A 21344-nucleotide genomic window follows, 5' to 3' on the forward strand; every position below is an offset into this window, starting at 1 on the left:
GCGCTAGCTTATTAACATGCCGCTAAACTGATTTTGAGTGCTTTTATAACCTGGCTGAAAGAGATCCATGAGTTTCCAGCATGAATTTGACTTGTGTCTGCGCGCCCGCTACCCCCTCATTTACATCCCAACCCAGGAAGAAGAGCGGGTCGAAACGGCGATCGCCGAATCTGCCAAACACCACGGCAATCGGGCGATCTACACCTGGGATTTTGTAGACGGCTACCAAGGCAACCCCAACGATGCGGGTTTCGCCCAGCGCAATCCCCTCCAAGCCTTAGATCTGGTCGAAAAACTGCCTGCCAACGCCCCCGCCATCTTTATCCTGCGAGACTTTCATCGGTTTTTAGGAGACGTTGCAATTTCTCGTAAATTGCGAAACCTGTCCCGCAGCCTCAAATCTCAACCGAAAAACCTCGTACTGCTGGCCGCAGAGCTGTCCATTCCCACGGATCTGAGCGAAGTGCTGACGGTCGTGGACTTTCCGCTGCCCACCCTTGCCGATATTCGTCCTGAAATCGAACGGATGATGGCTGCCATGGGCTTATCCATGCTGCCCAGAGCCTTAGAAGAAATGGTGCGCTGCTGTCAGGGGCTTTCGATGGAACGGATTCGTCGCGTTCTGGCCAAGGCGATCGCCACCCACGGCTCCCTCAATATGGAAGACTTGGATCTGATTCTGGAGGAAAAGCGTCAGACCATCCGCCAAACCCAAATTCTCGACTTCATTCCCGCCAGTCAGACCATTGCCGATATTGGCGGGCTGGATAATCTCAAAGATTGGCTGCTCCTGCGCGGCAGCGGCTTCTCCGAGCAAGCCCGACAGTACGGTCTCCCCCACCCTCGCGGGCTGCTGCTCGTCGGGATTCAAGGAACCGGGAAATCGCTGAGCGCCAAGGCGATCGCCCACCATTGGCACCTGCCCCTCCTGCGCCTCGACGTGGGCCGCCTCTTCGCGGGACTCGTCGGCGAATCGGAATCTCGGACCCGCCAGATGATCCAGCTGGCCGAAGCCTTGGCCCCCTGCGTCCTGTGGATCGACGAAATCGACAAAGCCTTTGCTGGAGCCGATGGCCGGGGCGACTCCGGCACCACCAGCCGCGTTTTCGGCACCTTCATCACCTGGCTTGCCGAAAAAACCTCCCCCGTCTTCGTGGTCTCCACCGCCAACAACATTCAGGCATTGCCTCCAGAACTATTGCGCAAAGGCCGCTTTGACGAAATCTTTTTTGTAGGGCTACCCACGACGGAAGAGCGCAAGGCCATTTTTGCCGTCCATCTCAACCACCTGCGGCCCCATAACATCGCCGCTTACGATCTAGAGCGCCTCGCATACGAAACCCCGGACTTTTCGGGCGCTGAGATCGAACAAAGCCTGATTGAAGCCATGCACCTCGGCTTCAGCCAAAACCGCGACTTTACCACCACCGATATCCTCGAAGCCGTCAGCCAGATCGTGCCCCTCGCCCGTACCGCCCAAGAGCAGGTCCACGTTTTGCAGGAGTGGGCCGCATCGGGGAAAGCTCGGTTAGCATCTCGGCATAGTACACTGAGTTTGCGCGTTCAGCGCCAGTTCGAGCAGCCTGACTAACCCAAGCTTAACTATCATGCGATGGTCTAACGTAGCCCAATCTACCCTCGGCATTCTTTTAGGTCTGCTGACCGTCACCGTTGCCGTCGTGGGAACGAGTTTTCTTTTATTGCAGCAGCTCTCCCGCAGCCCAGAGAAGCCAAATTTTGCCGAAGCCAAGAAAGAGCCTTCGCAGCTTGACATCCGTTCGGAAGATGATAAGACCTATCCAGCCCTTGTAGTCTACCAGCAAGGTCTGATCTTGCGGAGTAAGCCGGATGCCAGCAGTACGGTCGTCGATAAACTGCAATTTAACGATACCGTCGTTGTTGTGGGGGAGTCTGACGATAAGCAGTGGCAGCAAGTGCGCTTTGAATCCAAAGGGGTCGAGGGTTGGGTGAGAGCGGGCAATATCAAGCGAGCGCAGTAGATTGGGATGCAATTGAGACGACGGTATGAATAGCGATCGAACGCCTGCAATTCCTGCAATCCGTCAGGTCGGCGTCATTGGAGGCGGGCAGTTGGCTTGGATGATGGTGGAGGCAGCGCAGTCGCTCGGGTTGGAGATCGTCGTTCAAACTCCCCGCGCGACGGATCCGGCCCTCAACAATAGCCTTCGGGCGGAAACCGCGTTTGCGATTAAGGCCGTACTCGCGCCGATCGGCGATGCCGAAGCAACGGCTCGACTGGCTCAGCAATGTCAGGTCGTTACGTTTGAGAACGAGTTTGTAGATCTCGATGCGCTGAGGCATCTAGAGGCGCAAGGCGTTTGCTTCCGTCCGGGATTATCGGTGTTGGCCGCCTTACTGGATAAGTACGAACAGCATCAATTTTTGGAATCCCTGGGCGTTCCAGTCCCGGCTTTTGCCACCATTACGCCTCAAACGGACTTAGCGGCGCTGGGGTTTAGCTTCCCCGTTGTCATTAAATCTCGTCGCCATGGCTATGACGGTCAAGGGACGTTTATGGTGCGAGATGCCGCCGAATTGGCGCAGTTTTGGCAGGGTTTTGCTGGCGATGCCGACACGACCCATCGATTTATGGTAGAGGCCTTTGTGCCCTTCGAGCGGGAACTGGCAGTGATGGCAGCCCGATCGGCCACGGGGGAAATTGCGCTCTATCCGGTGGTGGAAACTTACCAAAAACAGCAGGTCTGTCGCTGGGCGATCGCCCCCGTCGCGCTACCCCCCCAAACCCAAACCCAAATCCAGACCATTGCCACGCGGCTTCTAGAATCTTTGGATGCGATCGGAATTTTAGGCATCGAGTTATTTTTGACGCCAGACGGACGAGTTGTTGTCAACGAAATTGCGCCGCGCACCCATAATTCAGGCCACCTCACCATTGATGCCTGCAAAACGTCTCAGTTCGAGCAGCATCTGCGGGCAGTCTGCGGTTTGCCCTTGGGCGACCCTTCGCTCCATGCGGCAGGAGCGGTGATGGTCAACCTGTTGGGATACGAAACGGCTATGTCCGATTATCTCGAGCAGCGCCAGCACCTCGCTGCCGTTCCGAACGCTACCGTGCATTGGTATGGCAAAACAGATGCTAAGCTAGGGCGCAAGTTGGGGCACGCGACCGTTTTGCTAAATACGTCAGAGCGGGAGCAGGCGATCGCGATGGCTCGACAGATTGAGGCCCTTTGGTACCCAAATCCCTAACAAGACAGGCGATGCGATTCTGGGCGATCGTTCGAAATCGAACTGTATTATCGAGCGTATGCTATCGATCGATCGTGCGTTTGGGCGGGACCGATCGGAACAAAATCTCCCAATATTGTGTATGCTCTAAGCTTAGCTAAACGTGTAATAGTTTTCTTTTTTTAGACCCATACTACAGGAAAAATCGGACTAAACCAGTAAGAAATACAGTAATTCCCACTACAGGCTTAGGGATAATTCTGATAACTCGGAGCGGAAAAGATTGAGGAGACAAAGATTATGAATGGAACAGCATTCAGTGCTTCCCTAGCTCAGTTTCAACCTGAAATTGCTGCTATTGCGTTACGTCTGCTAGGGGCTATAGCGCTTTTTTATGGGGGACGCTGGTGTGCCACGCAAATTCAGCGGGTGATTCGTCAAATAATGACCAAAGCCCGTATGGATGCCAGCCTCATTTCTTTCTCCAGCCATTTTTCTTATTACGGAGTTATTGCACTGGTAGCCCTGACGATTATGGGGTTGTTGGGAATTGAGACCACTTCTTTAGTTGCAATGCTAGGGGCAGCCAGTATCGCGATCGGCCTTGCCCTCCAGGGTTCGCTGTCTAACTTTGCTGCTGGAATATTGCTCATTATTTTTCATCCCTTCCGCGTCGGCGATTTAATTGAAGGGGCAGGCGTTACTGGGATTGTCGAAGAAATTCAGCTATTTACTACCTTTGTTTTGACGGATGACAATCGGTTGGTGGTCATTCCCAATTCAAAGTTAATTAACGACAACATCGTTAACCGCTCGGCGAAGGGATGCTTGCGAGTGGATTTGGTGGTTGGCATCGATTACGAGGACAATCTTCAGGATGTCAAAAGCATTATTTCAGACGTATTGAGTGCCGATGCTCGGATTTTGAAAGACCCCAAGCCTGAAATTGGCGTTTTAGAATTGGCGGAAAATTACATCCGTTTGGCGATTCGCCCGTGGACGGAGTCTCGCAACTACTGGCCCGTATATTTTCACGTCTACGAGCGGCTGGTCGAGCGATTTCGAGAGGAGGGGGTTACCGTGCCCTCGACCAAACAAGACGTCCACATCCACGGAATACCGACTCCCCAATCGATGAATTAGTAAGGACTGGTCTTCAAATTTGAAGCCGATATTGAAGTGATAGCCGTTGCGCGCGATGGGATTGAAGGCAGCACCTGGGATGAATCCGGGTCAACTTGGGCATGATTGTAAATACAACTGTCTGACTTTTCTACCGATTTATGAAGCGCGTCCAAAGGTTATTGGCTTGGCTGGAAGCTCGGGGTGCAGCGCCTGCCTATGCAGGCTGGGTACTCGTGGGGCTAACGGTCTGTTTCTGGATTGCCGCAACAAATACAATGGCGGGCTGGCTCTACGTTTTGAGCGGTGTGGGGGGTGCGTTGCTGTTGCTATCGGCAGTGCTGCCTGCGAGAGCTTTAAAGGGCATAAAAATCGCGCGATCGCCCGTTTCTCCAGTCCATGTCGGCGAAGCTCTGTTTGTGGCGGTTGACTTACAGAATCCCACAGCCCAAACAAAAGGGTTGCTGACGGTCTGCGATCGGGTCCCCAGCTCGCTCGGAAACGCGCCTGAAGTGGCAGTGGAGGCGATCGCCCCGCACGATACCTATCGCTGGGACTATCTCCTCGAACCCGAGCGACGCGGACGCTACTGCTGGACGACCCTCATCTTGAGGACGGGCGCGCCTTTTGGTTTATTTTGGAGCCGTCAAGCGCGCGCTGTTCCCACCGAAGTGCTGGTCTATCCCAGGGTACTGCCCCTCGCCCGCTGTCCCATCCTGGATGAGGTCGGGCCATCGGTGCAGCAGCTTCAGCAGGTTCCCCGTTCCCAAACGGGGAACGACGGCTCGACGCGATCGCTGCGCCCTTACCGCAAAGGCGACCCGATGCGGATGGTTCACTGGCGATCGAGCGCGCGGTTCGACGCGTTGCGGGTGCGGGAGATGGAGGTCTTGAGCGGCGGGAATACTTATATCATTGCTCTCGATACCTACGGTAACTGGCATTCCGATTGTTTCGAGCAGGCGGTCGTGGCGGCAGCTTCTCTCTTTCGCTACGCGACCCAGCACCACGGTGCGGCGCAGCTCTGGACGCCGCAATGGGGACTGGTGCGGGGAATGCATCCGGCTTTAGAAGTGCTGGCGCAAATTGAGCCGCAGCCGACTGGCGAAAAGCTGCCGGAGCAGCCTGTAATCTGGCTGACGGCAAACCCCGAAGGCATAAAAACCCTCCCCTCGGGCAGTCGCTACATTTTTTGGCCGCAGTCTGCTTCTACAGGGGAATCTGGGCCAACATACTCTACCGCGCCATTGGATCGTGCAGGTATTACTATTTCTCCAGCAACTCCCCTGCAAGTTCAGCTTCAAAAGGCTCTTTATCAAGGTTAAGATTATGCATCGGAAGGATTACTCTTACTCCTATCCTCAATTCGCTTCATGACGGATAGATAGCGATCGCGTTTTTCCCCGATCTGCTCGACCCACTGCGGGAAGCGGATCGTACAAAACTTTTCCCACTTTTCATTAGGCAACTGCTTCAGATATTCAATGGGGATTGCCCTCTCAACCTCCAGATGGTGGCGATACCAAGCGCTCAGCCCATCTTCTCGAAGGTTAATGTCTAAAATCCGCTCTACGGGCTTTAATCCAATTCGTGGATCTTCAGCATTACAAAGCCCCTTCAGCATTTCTCTGACGCAGATCGCGGATATGGACGCATGTTTTAGATCTTGTCTGCTCCCTTGCGGCAATCCTCTAAGACACCTCAGCTTCCCTTCTAGACACAGAATTGGATGCAAAACCTTAATCTGTATTCCTTGTAGAATCCCTTTCCCTATAAATAGCAGCGCTGAGCCGACCACTTCAGCATCGTTTAGCCCAAAGACCGACGCTAACACATCTATTCTCAATACCCTATCTTCGCGATTCACCAAAAGCACTCCGGCATTGGGGCTAGGGTCAAAATCCCGATTGAGATTGAGCTTCCCGCCCAAAACATCTTGGCAAAGTATTGCTTCCACCCGTCCGCCGTAAAAGTCTAGGTCTTCACTGGCAAATGGGAGGTATTGCTTTAGCTCCGGGGCTTGTTCGGAATACTGATAGGCCCAAAGGTTGACGGCTTGGCCGCCAACCACTACTGCATCCAGGTTTGCAGATTGAAGGTCAATAAATATCTCTCTCAGAACTTCAGGAGTTAGTTTCTCCATAGTGGCTCGGTAGGCTTTCTTCCCATCGGTAATCTTCTGCGCGACATTCCCAAAGTTGGGGGTACAGTGTTTGTTCGACGATTCTCTGCGCTTCTTCTGGCGGCATCGCAAGCAATCGCAGTCTGGCTTCTATTTTCTGCTGGGCTAATGCATCTAATGCCAGATCGGAGGCATGGCTTAGACTAGCTGTGGCGGACTGTTGAGATGCGTTTTCTAGAACCCGATCCATCGCAAACCCCTTGCTCTGAAATGAATGCGTTAGAGCCAATAAGCACAGTTTAGCTGCTGGATTAAAATTTGGACTTTAAATTGTAGGGGAGTTCCGAGTGATACGTTGAGGATGCTGAGAGGCAGTTTGAAAGACCTCATTCGTCCCTGCATTAGCCCCCCGCTCCCCAATTCTGGGGGGAGAACACCGAAAATTAGGTCATTTCCGAAAACTAGGCTTATTTCCCCCCAGAATTGGGGGGTTAGGGGGGCGAGTGTAATGTCTGAGAAACTTTTCAAACTGCCTCTGAGGTTGACGGTGGCGCGGTAAGCAGTATCGGTTAGGGTTTGGCTGTATTCGGTGTTGTCCCAGGGGGTGGAGTCGATGTACCAGTCGAGGCCGTTGGCGTCGGTGTCGAGGTAGAGGATGCCGGAGTTGGGGCGGCCTGTGGGGTCGAAGCCTGTGATGGTGGCTTCGGCGAGTTGGCCTGTGGGGAGATCTGCGATCTCGATGTTGAGGTTTAAAGGTGTGGTGGATTGGAGGGCTGTATTCCAGAGAGTGAGTACGGTATTGTTAATCTCGTAAATTGATGTAGGAGAAGTGTTATGGATAGAGAAGAAATAATCAGACGCTATGCCACTGGCGACAGAGATTTCAGCGGAGTTAGCTTGAGGGAGTCTGAATTGGAATATATTAACCTGATGGGCAGCGATTTGAGTGGTGCCGACTTGATTTGCACCAACTTGAGAGGTGCTGGTCTCAGCAATACCAATCTGAGTGGAGCTAACTTGAGAGGTGCTAACTTGTCTGGTGCTACTCTCAGGAATGCTAAGTTGGATAGTGCTGATCTCAGGAACGCCTGTTTGTGGGGTACAAATTTGACAGATAGTAGTCTTGCTAGAGCCAATTTCGATGGAGCCAACTTGACTAACGCTGTTTTGAGTAATGCCAGAATGTATGGTACCAATCTGGAACGCACTATTCTGATCAACACTATTTTGAGAGATGTTATGGATTTGAATTTCGTTCTCGCCTTCAATGCTTTTTTCTGGAATACTACTTTGCCTGACGGAAGCATTAAGGTCGGTCCAATATATGGTAGTTGAATCTGATACAAATTGTGGATCAGCGAGAAGTAATGTAGACTGGGTTGAGGAACGAAACCCATGCCCCACAACGACTCACTCAAAGTCCTCTTCCACCCCAAGCGAAGTATCCGCCCCCCACATCACGTCATACTTCCCTTCCCGCACATACTTGTGAAAACTGGAATATTCCCAATCCTTAGGTGCCTTCACCAATCCATGTCGTACCGGATTGTAATGGATATACTCCACATGCCGTCTCCAATCTCGCTCGTCGCGAATACAGTGCTCCCAAAACCGTCGCTGTCATACCGCCTGCTCTTTCTTACGCCGTCTGGAAGCTGAAATAGCCCCTCGTACTTTATCCCCACACCGTCGCGAAAAAAAAGTCTTAATCAAACGCCAGCGCATTGAATAATCCGAATCCCCTTCCGACAACGTCCAAATGCAGTGCAGATGCTCCGGCAGAATGACCGCCGCATCAATCTCAAACGGATGCCGCTGCATCACTTACCAATAAAGACCGTCTGAGTAAATCGATAGAATAAGGCTCGCACAGAAACGATCGCCGATGGTGCGTCACTAACGTAAAAAAGTAGGTGCCGCCTGATATTCTTGCTCTGCGGTATTCCATCGGTTATACCAAATCTACTTGTCGTGGCTACACATCAAGATCCCCCTAAATCCCCCTAAAAAGGGGGACTATGAGTAGATTTCCCTCTTTTTAAGGGGGCTATGGGGGATCGGATTTGTAGCGTGATTTTGCAAAATTGGTATTAGACATTGGGTTGAGGCACGAAACCCAAGCTACCACTGAAAGAAGGCAAAATGTTGGACAAAATCATGAGTTTAAGACGATGAAGGTTAAGGGTTTGAGGAAATCATCAAACTGGGAGTGCAGACAGGAAACAAGGCTATCAAAAAGCCGGGGCATGCCCCCGGCTTTTTGGGCCTGTGTCGTCTCGATTCAACAGCCGTCTGGTCCACAGAAACTTCTCCCATACAGAACCTCTGCTTCACAAAGATAGGCAATGCCCGCAAAATCGGTGAAATACTTGAGTGCGACCTTATCCGCAATATCCTCAGCCATCTCCCGACTTTCGGTGAGGATCTCGAACTTGACATTCGAATCGGTGTCGGCAGTGTTGGGTTTACCCGTAGAGCGCACGTTGCGACTGCCTCTACCACCCGTATCCACCACCGTGTAACCTGTCGCCCCGCATTCATTAATGATCTTGGCGACCTTTTTAATCAGAACCTTTTCCGTGACGATGACAAGCTTATTAGCTTTCTTAGACATGTTGGCGATCTCCTTAAAGATGTAGATTAATCTGCTTGGTCTGCCGGAGTAAGGGAGCACCGACAGACTGCGACCCGTCTGGGCTCAGACACCCCCGATCGCTTGGGCGAGACCGACGAAGAACGGAATACACAAGCCGATCGCAATGGGCGTACCGACGGCTGTGGAGGCACCGATATAGGCGGAAGGATTTGCTGACGGGATGCCAGCTCGCAACGTGGGCGGACCTGAGATGTCTGAACTAGAGGCAGCAATGACAGCCAGAATCACAACGCCGCCCATGCTGAAGTTCATGGTGTAGTGGGCAATCATGCCGAGACCGAAGGCGATCAGCCCGTGAATAAACGGTGCCACCACGCTATACACGACATACCACTGGGCTACCTTGCGCAGTTCACCAATCCGTGACCAAGCCTCCATACCCATGACTAGCATCAAAATCGAAAGCAAACCACGAAAGAGGGGATCGTAGAAGCTTTTATAGACACTTTCCGGCTGGGTGAGGATGCCAAGGGCGAGGCCCAACAACATTGCCGATAAGGCAGGACCCCGAAGGCTTTCCTCGATAATTGGCCATATCTTGACCCGATTTTCCCCATCCCCCTTCTGCTCGTTGAGATACTCCTGTCGGCTGCTGGGATACTCTTTTCGATCGGGATAATCGCCAGCCGCAACGGTCTTCATGATAGAGTTGGCTGCTTCTTTACGCTTCTTGTTGTTGAGATAAATGTTAGCCACAACAATCGCAGTGACGAGTGCTGGGATATCCATGAAGGGATAGAGTGCGCCAGCCCATGCCTCGTAGGAAATTTTTTGTTCTTCCAGTACCGTCAGACCAGCAGCCATCGTGGATCCACTCACGGCTCCAAACAACCCCCCAGTCGCGATCGCATCGACGACTTTGACCTTTGGCAGCTTGGCCAACGTATAGCGCGCGATGAAGACAACCAGAATCCCTACGACTACAGCACAGATCATGGGTAACACCATGTCTGCCAGGTTGGAATTACGGATGGCAATTCCACCGGTCAGACCGATTTTGGTGAGCAGCATGAAAACGATGATCGTACAAATCGACTCGGGAATGACCAATTCGCTTCCGAGAGCCGCAATCACCATCCCACCAATCAAAAAAGCGAGTGTTGGGGACTGTAACTGTTGCACGAAATCCTTTACAAAAAGGGAGAAAAAATCCACTAATACCTCCTTATGTCTCCTCTGAGGAGGAGTATTGCGATGAATGAACGAACTGAACTCTAAAGAGTTAAAGAGAATCAGAGTGAGGCGCTTCACCCCTACAGCACAGGTGTTGCACGAGAACCTGTAGACAGGGTTTACGGCATTGACCCGGTTGGTTCAGGGATCGACGTTAGGGTGCCGCCAAACAGGGCGGCAAAAAAGCCGCTACAAACTGCCCCATAGAGTCCACCGAGGGAACCCACCCCGAAGGCCAGAGCCAGAGGTAATGAGACAACGGCAACCGTGAAACCGCCGAATCTATCGCCCCGTAGGTTATTAAACCGGATGAGATTGGTGATTTCCATTATTGAGGTAAATGAACGGTAGATTAAACTAACTAGAATCGACCCATTTCATAGATCGGCTATAGATAAAAATCGGCTGGAGAGTGGAATCTGGCATCTGAGATCTCGCGCTCAAAGAAGTCTCAACAACAAACTACCGAGAATCATTGCCGAGCGCCTTCAAGCTCTGAAAAACTAAATCGTAATAAATAAACTATTTGGATTGTTTTTAACTGTACGCTACTCTGGGTAGCGATATTTACTGAGTCTCATAAAAAAGGTGTTTGTCTGCATAGAGATCTTCTATGGTTTTAATCCACTGGCACCGCGAAGCCAGTGGTCGGCGGCAGCAGCCCAACAAGTCTTTGCAGAGGCGAAATAAAGGTTATTGTCAGGAATCATAAGTCACTAGCCGCCGCTGAACTTGGACGTTATGCCTCCAGCGATATCGAGTCTTTGCAAGTCTCTCTATCCCTCATAAATAAGCTGAATTTGGGTTGCGAAATTATCGCTTGTTTTAAAGATTTGTTACTAGCAATTGCGAAAGTTCTTGCAGATTTAGTGCCTTTAAACAAGTGCGCAGGTAGCTGCTGAAAGTTCAAGCATGTTAGATTTTTGCGTGGTTTGCCATAACGACCTGGTTGACTGACAAAAGATGAGAATCAAGAACCCCGCCGCAAGCGGACGGGGTATGAAAGCAGACCCGCTCCCGAACCTAAAGATTCGGATTGCAGTTTTATTAATCCGAATCCCCTTCCGGCAACGTCCAAATGTAATGAAGATGCTTCGGTAAAATTACCACCGCATCGATCGCAAACGGATGTCGCGCCATCACATGCCTAAAAGACTCCCTCAGCAAAACAAGCGACTCAGTCTCGCACAAAAACGATCGCCGATGGTGCGTCACTAACGTAAAAAAGTAGGTGCCGCCTGATATTTTTGCTCTGCGGTATTCCATCGGTTAGACATTGGGTTTCGTGCCTTAACCCAAGCTACCACTTCTAAATTCAGTATCAACTTATACAAATCTCAGGCCTGTCTCAGGAAGTATCTCTAGGGTTAAAGGTAGAGGGCTAAAGCTTAAGGGATGCGCTACATTGACATCCCATCTCTAATCCTCCGTCGAGACTTTAAGAGGATATTCCTATGCTGAAATTCAAAGCTTCTATTGCAGTTCTGTCTTTAACCGCAGGGCTATTAGGTGCCCTGGCCTTGACCCTCAGCCCCGCTGCATCGGCAAAGACCCTCGTGGTGTGCGGGCCTAAGGGGGCTGCCTCCATTGTCGATATCGTTCCGGCGGGATGCCGGGTGTTGAGCGTCGCATCGCCTCCCATGCAGGCTGGCAATACCGTCGAAGGCAGTCAGCTCGGCTTTTACTTTACAGCTTCAGTTCCCCATCGAGTTGACGCGAAAAAGGTTGGGACGATCGCCAGCACCCAGATTGCCGTCCATCCCTAGCGCGCCGATGCTCTGACGTCATTCCATTCGCGTTTGAGGATGCTGATTTTCCCCCAGCATCCTTAACGCTCGGGCATGGGAAAGCAGGTCAAACCGCGTTATACTGTGCCGTTGGTGACTGGCTAGGAACAGAGCATGATTGCAGTAGCGATATTGGCAGCAGGTCGTGGAACCCGCATGAAGTCAACGCTTCCCAAGGTGGTGCATCCCCTAGGGGGGCGGACGTTAGTGGAACGAGCGCTGGACAGCGTTGAGTCCCTCAATCCTTCGCGTCGGCTCGTGATCGTCGGTTACGGGGCCGATCGCGTTAAAGCCGCGCTCCAGCACCGCACCGATGTGGAATTTATCGAGCAAACCGAACAGCTCGGGACCGGACACGCTGCCCAGCAAGTCATTCCAGCCCTGCAAAACTTTGAAGGCGACCTGCTGATTCTCAACGGCGACGTGCCCCTGCTGCGCCCCGAAACCCTCGCGCAACTCTTAGAAACCCACCGCCAGCAGCAAAATGCTGCCACGATCCTCACCGCGCAACTGCCCGTGCCAAAGGGTTACGGTCGCGTCTTCTGCGACGCGCAGAACTACCTTCAGGCCATCATTGAAGATCGCGACTGCAACGAAGCCCAGCGCCAAAACCACCGCATTAATGCGGGCGTCTATTGTTTTCGCTGGTCCGCCCTCAAGGGCGTCCTGCCGAACTTGAGTGCCGAGAACGACCAGAAAGAGTACTACCTGACCGATGCCGTTAACTTTTTAAGCCCGGTCATGGCCGTGGACGTTCGCGACCATCAGGAAATTTCGGGCATTAACGATCGCAAGCAGTTGGCCGAAGCCTATCAAATGTTGCAAGCGCGGATCAAAGACGATTGGATGGCGCGCGGCGTCACCCTCATCGACCCTGCGAGCATTACCATCGACGATACGGTCGCGATCGGCTCCGATGTCATCATCGAGCCGCAAACGCACCTCAGGGGCAACACGACGATCGGGTCGGACTGCCGCATTGGGCCTGGATCGATGGTGGAAAATGGCATCATCGGCGATCGCGTTTCTATCCTGTTCTCTGTGATTCGAGACAGCACCGTTGCAGCGGATACCACCATCGGGCCTTACGCTCACCTGCGCGGTCAAGCAGCAGTGGGTTGCGACTGCCGCATTGGCAACTTTGTGGAGCTGAAGAATACCCGCTTGGGCGATCGCTCCAACGTCACGCACCTGTCCTACTTGGGCGATACCACGACGGGCACGCAGGTCAATATTGGCGCGGGTACCATTACGGCCAATTACGACGGCGTCAACAAGCACAAGACGGTCATCGGCGATCGGACTAAAACGGGATCTAACAGTGTTTTGGTCGCACCCCTGACGATCGGTGCTGATGTCAATATTGCAGCGGGTTCCACGGTGACAGAGAACGTCGGGGACGATGCCCTCGTGATTGCCCGCGCCCGCCAAGTCGTCAAGCCGGGATGGCGGTTAAAATCTAAAGAATGAAGATATACCGTCTGCCTGCCCTCAGCGACAACTATATTTTTTTACTCCACGACCCGCAGCAGAACGTTGCTGCGGTTGTCGATCCTGCCGAAGCAGGGCCAGTGCTGAAAAAGTTGGCCGAATTAAAGGCACCGCTCGTCGCTATTTTCAACACCCATCACCACCGCGATCACGTGGGCGCAAATCAAACGTTGCTGGGGCATTTCCCAGACGCGACCGTCTGCGCTAGCGAATCCGACCGAGGCCGCATTCCAGGGCAGCGGGTTTTCCTCCGCGAAGGCGATCGCGTTCCCTTTGGCGCGCGAACCGCAGAAGTGTTGTTCGTACCCGGTCATACCAGCGGCCATATTGCGTACTATTTCCCGGCGATCGCACCCCACGAGCCGGGGGATTTATTCTGCGGCGATACCCTCTTTTCCGGCGGCTGCGGTCGTTTGTTTGAAGGCACGCCCGCCCAGATGGTCGATTCTTTAAGCAAAATTCGCCATTTGCCCGATAACACGCGGGTGTGGTGCGCCCACGAGTACACCTCGAACAATTTGAAATTTGCACTGACGGTAGACCCTCAAAACGTATCTTTGCATCGGCGCTTTGAAGAAGTGAAGGCCATGCGCGAGCGACAAGACGCGACTATCCCTTCGCAGTTGGGTCTCGAAAAGCAAACGAATCCTTTCCTGCGCTGGGACGATGCCGCACTCATGCAAGCGATGAAAACCCAAGATCCGGTTCAGAGCTTTGCGCGACTGCGGGGGATGAAAGATCGGTTTTGAGGGAGCGCGTTTAGTTTTGCCCGAGCTTGGGCAAACTAAAGCAAACATCTTCTACTTCTTGGGGTGATTATGAATACGCCTTTAGAGCTTTCCTTGGAGCAGCAGTTCAACATCCGCGCGTTTGCAGAACAAGTTAAGGACCTATCGAGAGAGCAAGCCCAAGATTTTTTAGTCGATCTCTACCAGCAGATGGTGGTTAAGGAGACGATGTACAAAGGCTTTCTGATGGAGCAGCTCGGCATTAGCGCTTGAGCGCCTACTGGCTCCAGATTTTTTCTAACACTTGAATGGGTGCAATATCGGCGACCTTGCCCGTAGGCGATCGCATGACGGTAACGCGCTTGTCCTCGGGCAGAACCAAGGCTGGATTGGTCGGGCCAAATAAAGCAAATAGGTACGTTCCAACGGCGACGGCTAAATGCATCGCGTCGGAATCGGTACACACCATCAATTGAGCGCTCGCCACCATGGCGGCAAATTTACCGAGGTCTTCCGGGGTACTCACTTTAAGCCCAGGCAAACCCTCTAGAACGGCTCGAAACCAGTCTCGATCTTGCGGGGCGTGGACCAAGACTACGGGCAAATCAGGCTGGCGGTCCTGCAGCCCTTTAACGAGCGATCGCCAGCTAGGTCCGGGATAGATACTGTCTGGCCCTTTGGTGTCGCGATCGACGGCAGAGCCGCCATGAATTGCGATATAGCCCTGGGATAAATCAATCCCCAGTCGTTTCTGCTCGACCTCGGCCCATTCGATATCTTTGCGCGGCACGTTAATAGACAGCGGCGGACAGTTGCGCCGCACGTGCAGGCCGCCGAGCAGGTCGTGGTATCGGTGGGCCGCATACCGATCGGCCTTGAGCGGTACCGTATCGGTCAAAAAAATAGAGCCAGGCTGGCCGGCAAAGCCCACTCGCGTGGGAACGCCCGTCAACCAAAGCAGCAAGCCGCCAAAGTAGCTTTTATCCAGCGAAATTAAGGCATCGTATTCGCGTTCGCGCACCCATCCGATCAAATTGCCCCAATCGGCAGGGCCAGTGCGACCCGAAAAGCTATAGGTCAAAACTTGTTTTACCACTTGGCTGACGCGGTAAGCGTCTTTCGACTGGGGTTCTACCACCACATCAATCTGGGCTTGGGGATACTGGTGCTGAAGGCTTTCGAGCATCGGAAAGCAGAGCATCTGGTCGCCAATTCCGCCGGGAATCAGGGCTAGTAAGCGAGTCATGCGTAAATTGGGTATCTAAAACGTGGGCTAAATGAAAATGAGTGCGAGAAGGACCGCCCTCCATTGTAGTCGATGACCTGAACCGGAACGGTTTAACCCGATCGGGTCGGCTAGGTTCTTATCTTACTTTGCAACCTGAGGTTTTCTCGGTCTTCTAGGATGCTGCTGCTATTCTAGAATCTGAGCGATCGGCGCGAGATGGCGCTAAGTAGGGGACTCAATGCATCTTCTGATTCCAGCGGCGGGTATGGGAAAACGAATGGGGGGCGATCGCAATAAGTTGCGGTTGCGCCTCTTAGAAAAACCGATTTTGGCCTGGACCCTACTGGCTGCCGAGTCCGCAAGCGCGATCCGCTGGATTGGCCTGATCGGGCAACCGACGGACTGGCCGTTATGGGAGTCGCTGTTAGAGGAATTAGGGCTATCTAAGCCCGTCGTCCTCATCCAGGGCGGCGCAACGCGTCAGGAGTCGGTCTACAACGGGCTGCAAGCTTTACCACCCGAAGCAAAGCAGGTGCTGATCCACGATGGCGCCCGCGCTTTAGCAACCCCAGATTTGCTGGATCGCTGTGCGGCGGCGTTGGACACCTACGCGGGTTTTGTGGCGGCGGTTCCGGTTAAGGACACGATCAAGGTCGTCGATGCCCAGCGCCAGATCTGTTCGACGCCGGATCGCGCGCAGCTATGGGCCGCCCAAACGCCGCAGGGGTTCGATGTGGAAAAGCTCAAGGCTTGTCACGAGGAGGGTCGCCGCCGGGGATGGGAGGTGACGGACGATGCGGCGCTATTTGAGAAGTTCGACCTGCCCGTCCACATCCTGCCTGGGGAGGAAACCAATCTGAAGATTACGACGCCGGAAGATTTGGCGATCGCGACCTTAATTTTGCGCCAGCGTTTAGCGTCTTTGGATGCAGGGCTTTACTCAGAGGCTTGAGTGGGTGTAGCAGGCCGTTTCGAGCGAGACAGCCCCTTTTTCGCCAGCCAAATTAAGCCCGCTCCGCCCAGTAAGTAAGGACTGAAGACCAAAAGCCACAGTGCGAGGCGCAGCAAGTTTGCGGTCGTTTCGCCGACGGCATGCGTGGCCTGAGACCAGGTTTCCTGGAGGCGATCGCCTAGGGGTTCTGCCTGCTGATTTTGGGCGATCGCCGCTTTCAGCGTGAGATTGACGGTCGAGTAAGCCACTTGTCCTTTTAAGCTCTGGACTTGGGCCTGAATTTGCTCGATTTGACTGCGGATATTCCCCAGCTCTTGGGAAACCTTCAGCACCTCCGACACCGAACCCGAACGTTCCATGATGCCTAAAACCATCGTTTCGGATTTGCGCAAGTTCCGCAGTCGCGCCTCGGAATCGACAATTTGGGTGCTTACATCCTGCGCTTGAATAGAGCGCGTATCGACGGTGCCGATCTCGACCAAGTCGGCCAGAGTTGCATCCAGTTGAGACTGGGGCACGCGAAACTTAAACGTAGCGGTGCGACGGTCGTTCGCATCTTCAGGTACCCGATCCTGTAGCTCTAGCAGGTCGCCGCCGCGCGCTGCGACGATAGCAGTCGCTTTCTGGATCGTCGCTTCGACATTCTGCACCCGGAGTTCTAGATTGGCGGTTTTGATCAACTGAGCCTTGGGTTGGGCTGCAATGACCTTAGATTGCGAAGCAGTTTGCGCGAGATTCTGCTGTAGTGCCCTATTGTCCGGCACCTTCGCCGCTAAATCCGCAGCAGGAGAAGACATCGGCGCTTCTTGCCGCGTCTCATTAACCGCAGCAGAACAGCTTCCCAGTAAAACCTGCCCTGCCATAACACTGGCAATGATTAGCCCCGATCTGCATTTATTGCCGTCCATTACATACTTCTCCGCTACACCGCTAGGCCCTATTATCAGCTCGAGCTAGACCGTCCTGAAGATTGGTTACAGTTTAAGCAACGAATTTTATTGCGTGCGGTGCAATCGCTCTGAATTTTCAAGAGAGAATGCAACACTAAGAACATTGATGGTTCCCCGATCCAGGCTTTTTACTATGTCTGTTCGTCACCCCTCTACCCAGCTTCAAGATATCGTCCGCCTGCTCGAGAGCATCGATCTGTTTGCGGGCATCAGCCGCCAGGATTTAACCTTTTTGGCTCAACGGGTCGAACTTCACACATATCGAGCGGGCGAAATTATTTTTAACTATGGAGAAGTAGGTTCCATCATGTACGTCGTCGCGAGCGGCGCGGTCAACATTTACCTGCCGGGGGAAGCTTCTCGCCGGATTTCCCTCAAAGATATTTCGCGAGGCGAATACTTTGGAGAGCTGGCCCTCTTCGACGATCGACCCCGCAGTGCCAGCGCCCTTGCCACCACGGATGTGGAAGTGCTGGAAATCACTCAGGCCACGTTGCTCTACTACATCGATCGCCATCCCCACGTGGCGATCGCCCTTTTGCAAACGCTTTCCAATCGCCTGCGCGCCACTTCTATGCTGCTGTCGCAGCGCGCCACCAAAGACATGGAGCTAGAGTACGATAGCAAGCTGACCTGGAGCGATCGCATTGCCGACAAGGTTGCAGCCTTGAATGGCAGTTGGCTGTTCATTCTCCTGCTTCTCGGCATCACCTTAGGTTGGATGGCGATTAACTCTGTCACTCTCTATCAAACCCCCTTAGACCCCTACCCTTACGTATTTTTTAACTTGCTGCTGGCGATTTTAGTGGCCCTGCAAGGTCCCTTGATCGTGATGAGTCAAAACCGACAGGTGCTCAAAGATCGCACCCACGCCAAAATTGACTACGAAATCAACCTCAAAAACGAGGTCAATATCGAAACCCTCCTGCGAGAGCTCGGTGAATTTCGGATGGAAACCCACGAGCGACTCAGTCGTCTAGAAAGCCCAGGGACGCCCAACTCGGATCGATTGGAACATTAAGTCTGAGGGAGATCGTTAAAATCTGTAAATCATTGCAGCAGAACTCTGTGCGATCGCGTGGCTGTTACCAAAGGATTGCTGCTCTGAAGTAGTAAAAAATCGATCGCCCTTTTCTTGTTCCACACATTAAATATTAGGCTGTAGCCATTTCAGACTTTAAGTCAGGCGATGTTGGGTCAAAATGCAGTACCATGATTTGCTTTGGGCGTCTCAAACGCTGCACCACCAGCCAGTAGCTCAAATATGGTTCCGACTTGCCCACGCCACAAGTTGTATTCAGGCAAGTCTACTGTCAAAGCTACGACATCTAGCAATTTGGCTCTATTCTTCGTCACTCATATCACCACCAAGCATTAGAGAGGATAACGGCTTGGATTTCTAGCGGTGGCAAGGATTTTCGAGTATCACCAGAGTGTTGAGACCATACGCTGCAAACCCTGGTTAGACACGCCTCACTGACCATTTTGCTTTACTTCAAGGATTCAATCGTAACCGTTCCCCCCTCGATTGTTTGAATCCGTAGATCGTAGCCACGCAATAGCCTCATACCAATCAGAGGAACGGTTTCCGACTCATTGACGTAAATCTCGCGATATTGCCCATCCCAGATCACGATCGCCATGTAGACCTCAAAAGTGCAGGAAGTACCATCACCTAATGTCGCAACATCACGACCTTCCCAACTGAGTTCTAGAGCAGAGATAATATCAAATGGCAAGGTTAAGAAGCCAGAAAATCCCGTGTCAATCACGGTATCTACAAGTTGTGTTGTCGCATTATTCTTGATGACAATCGGTAACGTCGCCTCACAACTCTGATTCACAATTCCTTGCATCATCGCGTCGTTCTTAAACTCCGCGCACCAAAGTGATCGACTGCTGGATACCCAATGCGAACAAACCACGTCTGTGCATTCGGCAATCGAGCTAGGAGGTGTTTTGATGCTGCCAACAAATCATCCGCAACCTCAAAGGCTCCAGTCTCAATGTCGATCGCCACAATCCTCCCATGATTGTCTGCTTCAACTTGCGATCGTACCTGAGCATCATAGATTTCGTTTCCACGTCGAGCAAACTCTTCTTTGCTATATCGGGGCTGTCGAACTGCCATAAGGTTGACCTCGTCTCAACTGTGCCTCTCTATTTTAACTTGAGCGATCGCCTCTAACGTATGTGGCTGCACGCACTCGATTGGGTCGAGTCTAATATTCCCTGCAATCCTTAGTTAAGCGGTAGCAGAAACAACAATGTGAGACTCATCTTGACCAAGTTTCTCGAAACGACTTTTGAACACCTCAAAAGCATAATCATCAATAATCAGAGCACCTTCAGGTAATACATTACTTCTTTGTATTACTCGCTCTTTCATTATGTCCTCTGGCGCAGAAATATAGTAGAGTTTGACCTCAGCTTTCATGACTCGTGCCTTTTCGCGTGCTTCGTCATGTGATTCTCGGCTCCAGAAACCAAAATCAAGAATAACATCTTGTCCAAGGTAAATAATTTGGGCTGCTACTTGCCAAATAAGATCTATCACTCTTTTAAGGCAGCAAAATACTCTACTGGTGGATGATTCCCGTACAGCTTAACAATCTACTCATCAGGCGTAAAACGTATTGCACTAATCTCATGTTCTAGTTGCTTCGCATAGGTTGTTTTGCCTGCGCCTGTGAAACCATGTAAAAGGTGTACTGTTGCCATAGAAAACTACTTAATAAATAGAGTTGTTAGGTAATAAGTTCAAAAATCCTTGAAACCCAATCTAAGTAAGAATTTTAGTGACTTTAATCGCCATTTCTAAACAAGTAGAAGAAGCGGTCTAACGGCAAAGTTCAACGGCGGCACGTTATCTCAACTCCAACCGATTGCCCCGTTCCGTCGGTTGCAACGTCGTGTTAGCTGGCTATTGCTCCGATCGCTTTCATGGATCTTACTCTTCCCTCCTAATCGATCGCGCTCATTCACACTGCCTCAACCGATCGCACCATCGCTTTGATTTGATGCCCTGAATCCAGGAGATAATCTCAAACAAAAATTTGAACGAATGTGTCAGTCGCATCTGGAAAAAGGTGTTCTTGATAAAGTTGACATTGAGAACACTGCAACGACGCAAGTATGCATCCAAGTTCCTCTAATGGTAAGTAGGTAGAGTGTCCGATTTCTAAAGAATGCATATAGTGAGGTGAGTCTGGATCGACCTCTGTAATTAAATTGAACAATACCGCATGGGAAGAAACGCTAGTCATCTTCTCAACGAAGGCTCGAATGTAGTCTTGATAATTCCGTACACGGGATACAAGAACTCCGAGCGCGAGTACAATATCAAACTTTTTGTCAGGGGCAAACTGTTCCGAGATGAAATTTGATAGTTGAAATTCAAATGCTGGATACGCTCTCCGTGAGAATTGGATAAACTCCGGGACTATATCAATTCCAAGATATCGCTGGATGGCACAATTCGGGTACGCATCGTTAAGGAATTTCAGCAGATCGGCTTTGCCACATCCAATGTCGAGGAAGGAACACGGAAGGGATAATTCAATATTTTGAAATAGGTGTTCGTGAAAAAGAAAGTCCTTGCGATCGGTTCGCTGTCCAAGACTTTTTGCCGAACCTAAGCCTTCCTTAGTGATTTTCTCAAAGTAACGCGAGGAAATGCTCCTAGCGTCGTCTTCCCAGTTGCGTAAGAATTCCGAATTCATTATCATTCGACTTATGTGTTAGCTGGATCTCGCTCCCGATCGCCTCCTCAATTCACTCTCCCACACCCGCCGTCGCCTCTCACCACTATCTCCTAAGCGCTCTCGCACTCCCTGACGACTGATAAGCACGAGTGCAAGCTCTGTACGAAGCCAGCTAACTATATATTATACCGATGACGGATGATAATTCTGGCATTAGAGGT

General features: G+C 51.9%; 26 protein-coding genes and 1 pseudogene. 13 read left to right on the top strand and 14 right to left on the bottom strand.

All coding sequences use genetic code 11. The features are described from left to right. The first annotated feature begins 67 nt into the window (after nt 1-67). The 5 genes from R6H26_RS04210 (at nt 68) to R6H26_RS04230 (ending at nt 5657) form a co-directional block, all read left to right on the top strand. A complete protein-coding gene (locus R6H26_RS04210) occupies nt 68-1591 on the top strand; it encodes an AAA family ATPase (protein WP_404788614.1) in 1524 nt (507 codons plus the stop codon). Between the two features lie 16 nt (nt 1592-1607). Then, a complete protein-coding gene (locus R6H26_RS04215) occupies nt 1608-2000 on the top strand; it encodes an SH3 domain-containing protein (protein WP_404788616.1) in 393 nt (130 codons plus the stop codon). A gap of 25 nt (nt 2001-2025) precedes the next feature. Continuing rightward, complete coding sequence (locus tag R6H26_RS04220; protein WP_404788618.1) at nt 2026-3231, top strand: 5-(carboxyamino)imidazole ribonucleotide synthase; 1206 nt, start codon at nt 2026-2028, stop codon at nt 3229-3231. A gap of 279 nt (nt 3232-3510) precedes the next feature. Beyond that, nucleotides 3511-4353 carry a mechanosensitive ion channel family protein gene (locus tag R6H26_RS04225; protein ID WP_404788620.1) on the top strand — a complete coding sequence of 281 codons (843 nt, stop codon included), beginning with the start codon at nt 3511-3513 and terminating at the stop codon, nt 4351-4353. Nucleotides 4354-4493: 140 nt separating this feature from the next. Continuing rightward, nucleotides 4494-5657: a DUF58 domain-containing protein gene (locus R6H26_RS04230; RefSeq protein ID WP_404788622.1), complete on the top strand. Its 1164-nt coding sequence runs from the start codon at nt 4494-4496 to the stop codon at nt 5655-5657. A 2-nt stretch (nt 5658-5659) separates the two neighbouring features. Here the strand turns inward: R6H26_RS04230 and R6H26_RS04235 are convergent, their stop codons facing one another. Together R6H26_RS04235 and R6H26_RS04240 are read right to left on the bottom strand one after the other, a co-directional pair. Beyond that, complete coding sequence (locus R6H26_RS04235) at nt 5660-6475, bottom strand: hypothetical protein (protein ID WP_404788623.1); 816 nt, start codon at nt 6473-6475, stop codon at nt 5660-5662. Continuing rightward, nucleotides 6456-6704: a hypothetical protein gene (locus R6H26_RS04240; protein ID WP_404788625.1), complete on the bottom strand. Its 249-nt coding sequence runs from the start codon at nt 6702-6704 to the stop codon at nt 6456-6458. The genes R6H26_RS04235 and R6H26_RS04240 overlap by 20 nt, the downstream gene beginning before the upstream one ends. Before the next feature lie 326 nt (nt 6705-7030). On the opposite strand from R6H26_RS04240, the gene R6H26_RS04245 reads away from it, so the two are divergent. Beyond that, nucleotides 7031-7207 (top strand): hypothetical protein, encoded by a 177-nt coding sequence (locus R6H26_RS04245; protein ID WP_404788627.1) that lies wholly within the window; start codon nt 7031-7033, stop codon nt 7205-7207. A gap of 81 nt (nt 7208-7288) precedes the next feature. Then, the gene (locus R6H26_RS04250) at nt 7289-7789 is read left to right on the top strand and encodes a pentapeptide repeat-containing protein (protein ID WP_404788628.1); all 501 of its coding nucleotides are present in this window, start codon (nt 7289-7291) and stop codon (nt 7787-7789) included. A 75-nt stretch (nt 7790-7864) separates the two neighbouring features. Here R6H26_RS04250 and R6H26_RS04255 read toward each other — a convergent pair whose 3' ends face one another. The 5 genes and pseudogenes from R6H26_RS04255 to R6H26_RS04275 all read right to left on the bottom strand — a co-directional run bounded on the left by R6H26_RS04255 (nt 7865) and on the right by R6H26_RS04275 (nt 11549). Next, nucleotides 7865-8020 carry a hypothetical protein gene (locus R6H26_RS04255; RefSeq protein ID WP_404788630.1) on the bottom strand — a complete coding sequence of 52 codons (156 nt, stop codon included), beginning with the start codon at nt 8018-8020 and terminating at the stop codon, nt 7865-7867. A gap of 715 nt (nt 8021-8735) precedes the next feature. Then, a complete protein-coding gene (locus R6H26_RS04260; protein ID WP_404788632.1) occupies nt 8736-9068 on the bottom strand; it encodes a P-II family nitrogen regulator in 333 nt (110 codons plus the stop codon). 84 nt (nt 9069-9152) lie between these two features. After that, nucleotides 9153-10265, bottom strand: a complete 1113-nt coding sequence (locus tag R6H26_RS04265) for a sodium-dependent bicarbonate transport family permease (RefSeq protein ID WP_404788634.1) — start codon at nt 10263-10265, stop codon at nt 9153-9155. 143 nt (nt 10266-10408) lie between these two features. Then, nucleotides 10409-10612, bottom strand: a pseudogene (locus R6H26_RS04270) (SulP family inorganic anion transporter); the annotation flags it as partial. A 718-nt stretch (nt 10613-11330) separates the two neighbouring features. After that, complete coding sequence (locus tag R6H26_RS04275) at nt 11331-11549, bottom strand: REP-associated tyrosine transposase (RefSeq protein WP_404788636.1); 219 nt, start codon at nt 11547-11549, stop codon at nt 11331-11333. A gap of 188 nt (nt 11550-11737) precedes the next feature. Between R6H26_RS04275 and R6H26_RS04280 the strand changes: the two genes are divergently transcribed. From R6H26_RS04280 to R6H26_RS04295, 4 genes are all read left to right on the top strand, one after another. Next, nucleotides 11738-12049, top strand: a complete 312-nt coding sequence (locus tag R6H26_RS04280; protein ID WP_404788638.1) for a hypothetical protein — start codon at nt 11738-11740, stop codon at nt 12047-12049. 135 nt (nt 12050-12184) lie between these two features. Next, the gene (glmU, locus tag R6H26_RS04285; RefSeq protein ID WP_404788639.1) at nt 12185-13540 is read left to right on the top strand and encodes a bifunctional UDP-N-acetylglucosamine diphosphorylase/glucosamine-1-phosphate N-acetyltransferase GlmU; all 1356 of its coding nucleotides are present in this window, start codon (nt 12185-12187) and stop codon (nt 13538-13540) included. Continuing rightward, nucleotides 13537-14310 (top strand): hydroxyacylglutathione hydrolase, encoded by a 774-nt coding sequence (gene gloB, locus R6H26_RS04290; protein ID WP_404788641.1) that lies wholly within the window; start codon nt 13537-13539, stop codon nt 14308-14310. Before glmU ends, gloB begins: the two co-directional genes overlap by 4 nt. A 69-nt stretch (nt 14311-14379) precedes the next feature. Beyond that, a complete protein-coding gene (locus R6H26_RS04295) occupies nt 14380-14562 on the top strand; it encodes an NblA/ycf18 family protein (RefSeq protein WP_404788643.1) in 183 nt (60 codons plus the stop codon). 4 nt (nt 14563-14566) lie between these two features. Here the strand turns inward: R6H26_RS04295 and R6H26_RS04300 are convergent, their stop codons facing one another. Continuing rightward, nucleotides 14567-15535: a glycosyltransferase family 9 protein gene (locus R6H26_RS04300; RefSeq protein ID WP_404788645.1), complete on the bottom strand. Its 969-nt coding sequence runs from the start codon at nt 15533-15535 to the stop codon at nt 14567-14569. A gap of 220 nt (nt 15536-15755) precedes the next feature. On the opposite strand from R6H26_RS04300, the gene ispD reads away from it, so the two are divergent. Continuing rightward, the gene (gene ispD / locus R6H26_RS04305) at nt 15756-16469 is read left to right on the top strand and encodes a 2-C-methyl-D-erythritol 4-phosphate cytidylyltransferase (protein WP_404788646.1); all 714 of its coding nucleotides are present in this window, start codon (nt 15756-15758) and stop codon (nt 16467-16469) included. On the opposite strand, the gene R6H26_RS04310 is transcribed toward ispD, so the two are convergent. Beyond that, nucleotides 16454-17332 (bottom strand): DUF4349 domain-containing protein, encoded by an 879-nt coding sequence (locus tag R6H26_RS04310; RefSeq protein WP_404788648.1) that lies wholly within the window; start codon nt 17330-17332, stop codon nt 16454-16456. The genes ispD and R6H26_RS04310 overlap by 16 nt on opposite strands. Before the next feature lie 220 nt (nt 17333-17552). Between R6H26_RS04310 and R6H26_RS04315 the strand changes: the two genes are divergently transcribed. Then, nucleotides 17553-18440: a DUF1003 domain-containing protein gene (locus R6H26_RS04315; RefSeq protein WP_404788650.1), complete on the top strand. Its 888-nt coding sequence runs from the start codon at nt 17553-17555 to the stop codon at nt 18438-18440. Between the two features lie 176 nt (nt 18441-18616). On the opposite strand, the gene R6H26_RS04320 is transcribed toward R6H26_RS04315, so the two are convergent. The 5 genes from R6H26_RS04320 to R6H26_RS04340 all read right to left on the bottom strand — a co-directional run bounded on the left by R6H26_RS04320 (nt 18617) and on the right by R6H26_RS04340 (nt 21147). Next, a complete protein-coding gene (locus tag R6H26_RS04320; protein WP_404788652.1) occupies nt 18617-18775 on the bottom strand; it encodes a DUF4926 domain-containing protein in 159 nt (52 codons plus the stop codon). A 134-nt stretch (nt 18776-18909) separates the two neighbouring features. Then, complete coding sequence (locus R6H26_RS04325; protein WP_404788653.1) at nt 18910-19278, bottom strand: hypothetical protein; 369 nt, start codon at nt 19276-19278, stop codon at nt 18910-18912. After that, nucleotides 19275-19550 carry a hypothetical protein gene (locus R6H26_RS04330; protein ID WP_404788655.1) on the bottom strand — a complete coding sequence of 92 codons (276 nt, stop codon included), beginning with the start codon at nt 19548-19550 and terminating at the stop codon, nt 19275-19277. Before R6H26_RS04330 ends, R6H26_RS04325 begins: the two co-directional genes overlap by 4 nt. 114 nt (nt 19551-19664) lie before the next feature. Beyond that, nucleotides 19665-19976, bottom strand: coding sequence for an AAA family ATPase (locus R6H26_RS04335; protein WP_404788656.1), 312 nt, complete (start codon nt 19974-19976; stop codon nt 19665-19667). A 487-nt stretch (nt 19977-20463) separates the two neighbouring features. Continuing rightward, the gene (locus R6H26_RS04340; protein WP_404788658.1) at nt 20464-21147 is read right to left on the bottom strand and encodes a class I SAM-dependent methyltransferase; all 684 of its coding nucleotides are present in this window, start codon (nt 21145-21147) and stop codon (nt 20464-20466) included. Nucleotides 21148-21344 lie beyond the last annotated feature (197 nt).

Source organism: Altericista sp. CCNU0014, assembly GCF_044923475.1.
In the GTDB taxonomy this organism is placed as follows: Bacteria; Cyanobacteriota; Cyanobacteriia; order Thermosynechococcales; family Thermosynechococcaceae; genus JAAURS01.

Bases quoted from the DNA above. Each gene is read 5' to 3' on its own strand.
- glmU (WP_404788639.1), top strand. From the start codon at position 12,185: ATGATTGCAGTAGCGATATTGGCAGCAGGTCGTGGAACCCGCATGAAG.
- R6H26_RS04210 (WP_404788614.1), top strand. From the start codon at position 68: ATGAGTTTCCAGCATGAATTTGACTTGTGTCTGCGCGCCCGCTACCCC.
- R6H26_RS04240 (WP_404788625.1), bottom strand. From the start codon at position 6,704: ATGGATCGGGTTCTAGAAAACGCATCTCAACAGTCCGCCACAGCTAGT.
- R6H26_RS04215 (WP_404788616.1), top strand. From the start codon at position 1,608: ATGCGATGGTCTAACGTAGCCCAATCTACCCTCGGCATTCTTTTAGGT.
- R6H26_RS04295 (WP_404788643.1), top strand. From the start codon at position 14,380: ATGAATACGCCTTTAGAGCTTTCCTTGGAGCAGCAGTTCAACATCCGC.
- R6H26_RS04310 (WP_404788648.1), bottom strand. From the start codon at position 17,332: ATGGCAGGGCAGGTTTTACTGGGAAGCTGTTCTGCTGCGGTTAATGAG.
- R6H26_RS04300 (WP_404788645.1), bottom strand. From the start codon at position 15,535: ATGACTCGCTTACTAGCCCTGATTCCCGGCGGAATTGGCGACCAGATG.
- gloB (WP_404788641.1), top strand. From the start codon at position 13,537: ATGAAGATATACCGTCTGCCTGCCCTCAGCGACAACTATATTTTTTTA.
- R6H26_RS04225 (WP_404788620.1), top strand. From the start codon at position 3,511: ATGAATGGAACAGCATTCAGTGCTTCCCTAGCTCAGTTTCAACCTGAA.
- R6H26_RS04280 (WP_404788638.1), top strand. From the start codon at position 11,738: ATGCTGAAATTCAAAGCTTCTATTGCAGTTCTGTCTTTAACCGCAGGG.
- R6H26_RS04325 (WP_404788653.1), bottom strand. From the start codon at position 19,278: ATGATGCAAGGAATTGTGAATCAGAGTTGTGAGGCGACGTTACCGATT.
- R6H26_RS04220 (WP_404788618.1), top strand. From the start codon at position 2,026: ATGAATAGCGATCGAACGCCTGCAATTCCTGCAATCCGTCAGGTCGGC.
- ispD (WP_404788646.1), top strand. From the start codon at position 15,756: ATGCATCTTCTGATTCCAGCGGCGGGTATGGGAAAACGAATGGGGGGC.
- R6H26_RS04275 (WP_404788636.1), bottom strand. From the start codon at position 11,549: ATGGAATACCGCAGAGCAAAAATATCAGGCGGCACCTACTTTTTTACG.
- R6H26_RS04260 (WP_404788632.1), bottom strand. From the start codon at position 9,068: ATGTCTAAGAAAGCTAATAAGCTTGTCATCGTCACGGAAAAGGTTCTG.
- R6H26_RS04330 (WP_404788655.1), bottom strand. From the start codon at position 19,550: ATGGCAGTTCGACAGCCCCGATATAGCAAAGAAGAGTTTGCTCGACGT.
- R6H26_RS04230 (WP_404788622.1), top strand. From the start codon at position 4,494: ATGAAGCGCGTCCAAAGGTTATTGGCTTGGCTGGAAGCTCGGGGTGCA.
- R6H26_RS04250 (WP_404788628.1), top strand. From the start codon at position 7,289: ATGGATAGAGAAGAAATAATCAGACGCTATGCCACTGGCGACAGAGAT.
- R6H26_RS04340 (WP_404788658.1), bottom strand. From the start codon at position 21,147: ATGATAATGAATTCGGAATTCTTACGCAACTGGGAAGACGACGCTAGG.
- R6H26_RS04315 (WP_404788650.1), top strand. From the start codon at position 17,553: ATGTCTGTTCGTCACCCCTCTACCCAGCTTCAAGATATCGTCCGCCTG.
- R6H26_RS04235 (WP_404788623.1), bottom strand. From the start codon at position 6,475: ATGGAGAAACTAACTCCTGAAGTTCTGAGAGAGATATTTATTGACCTT.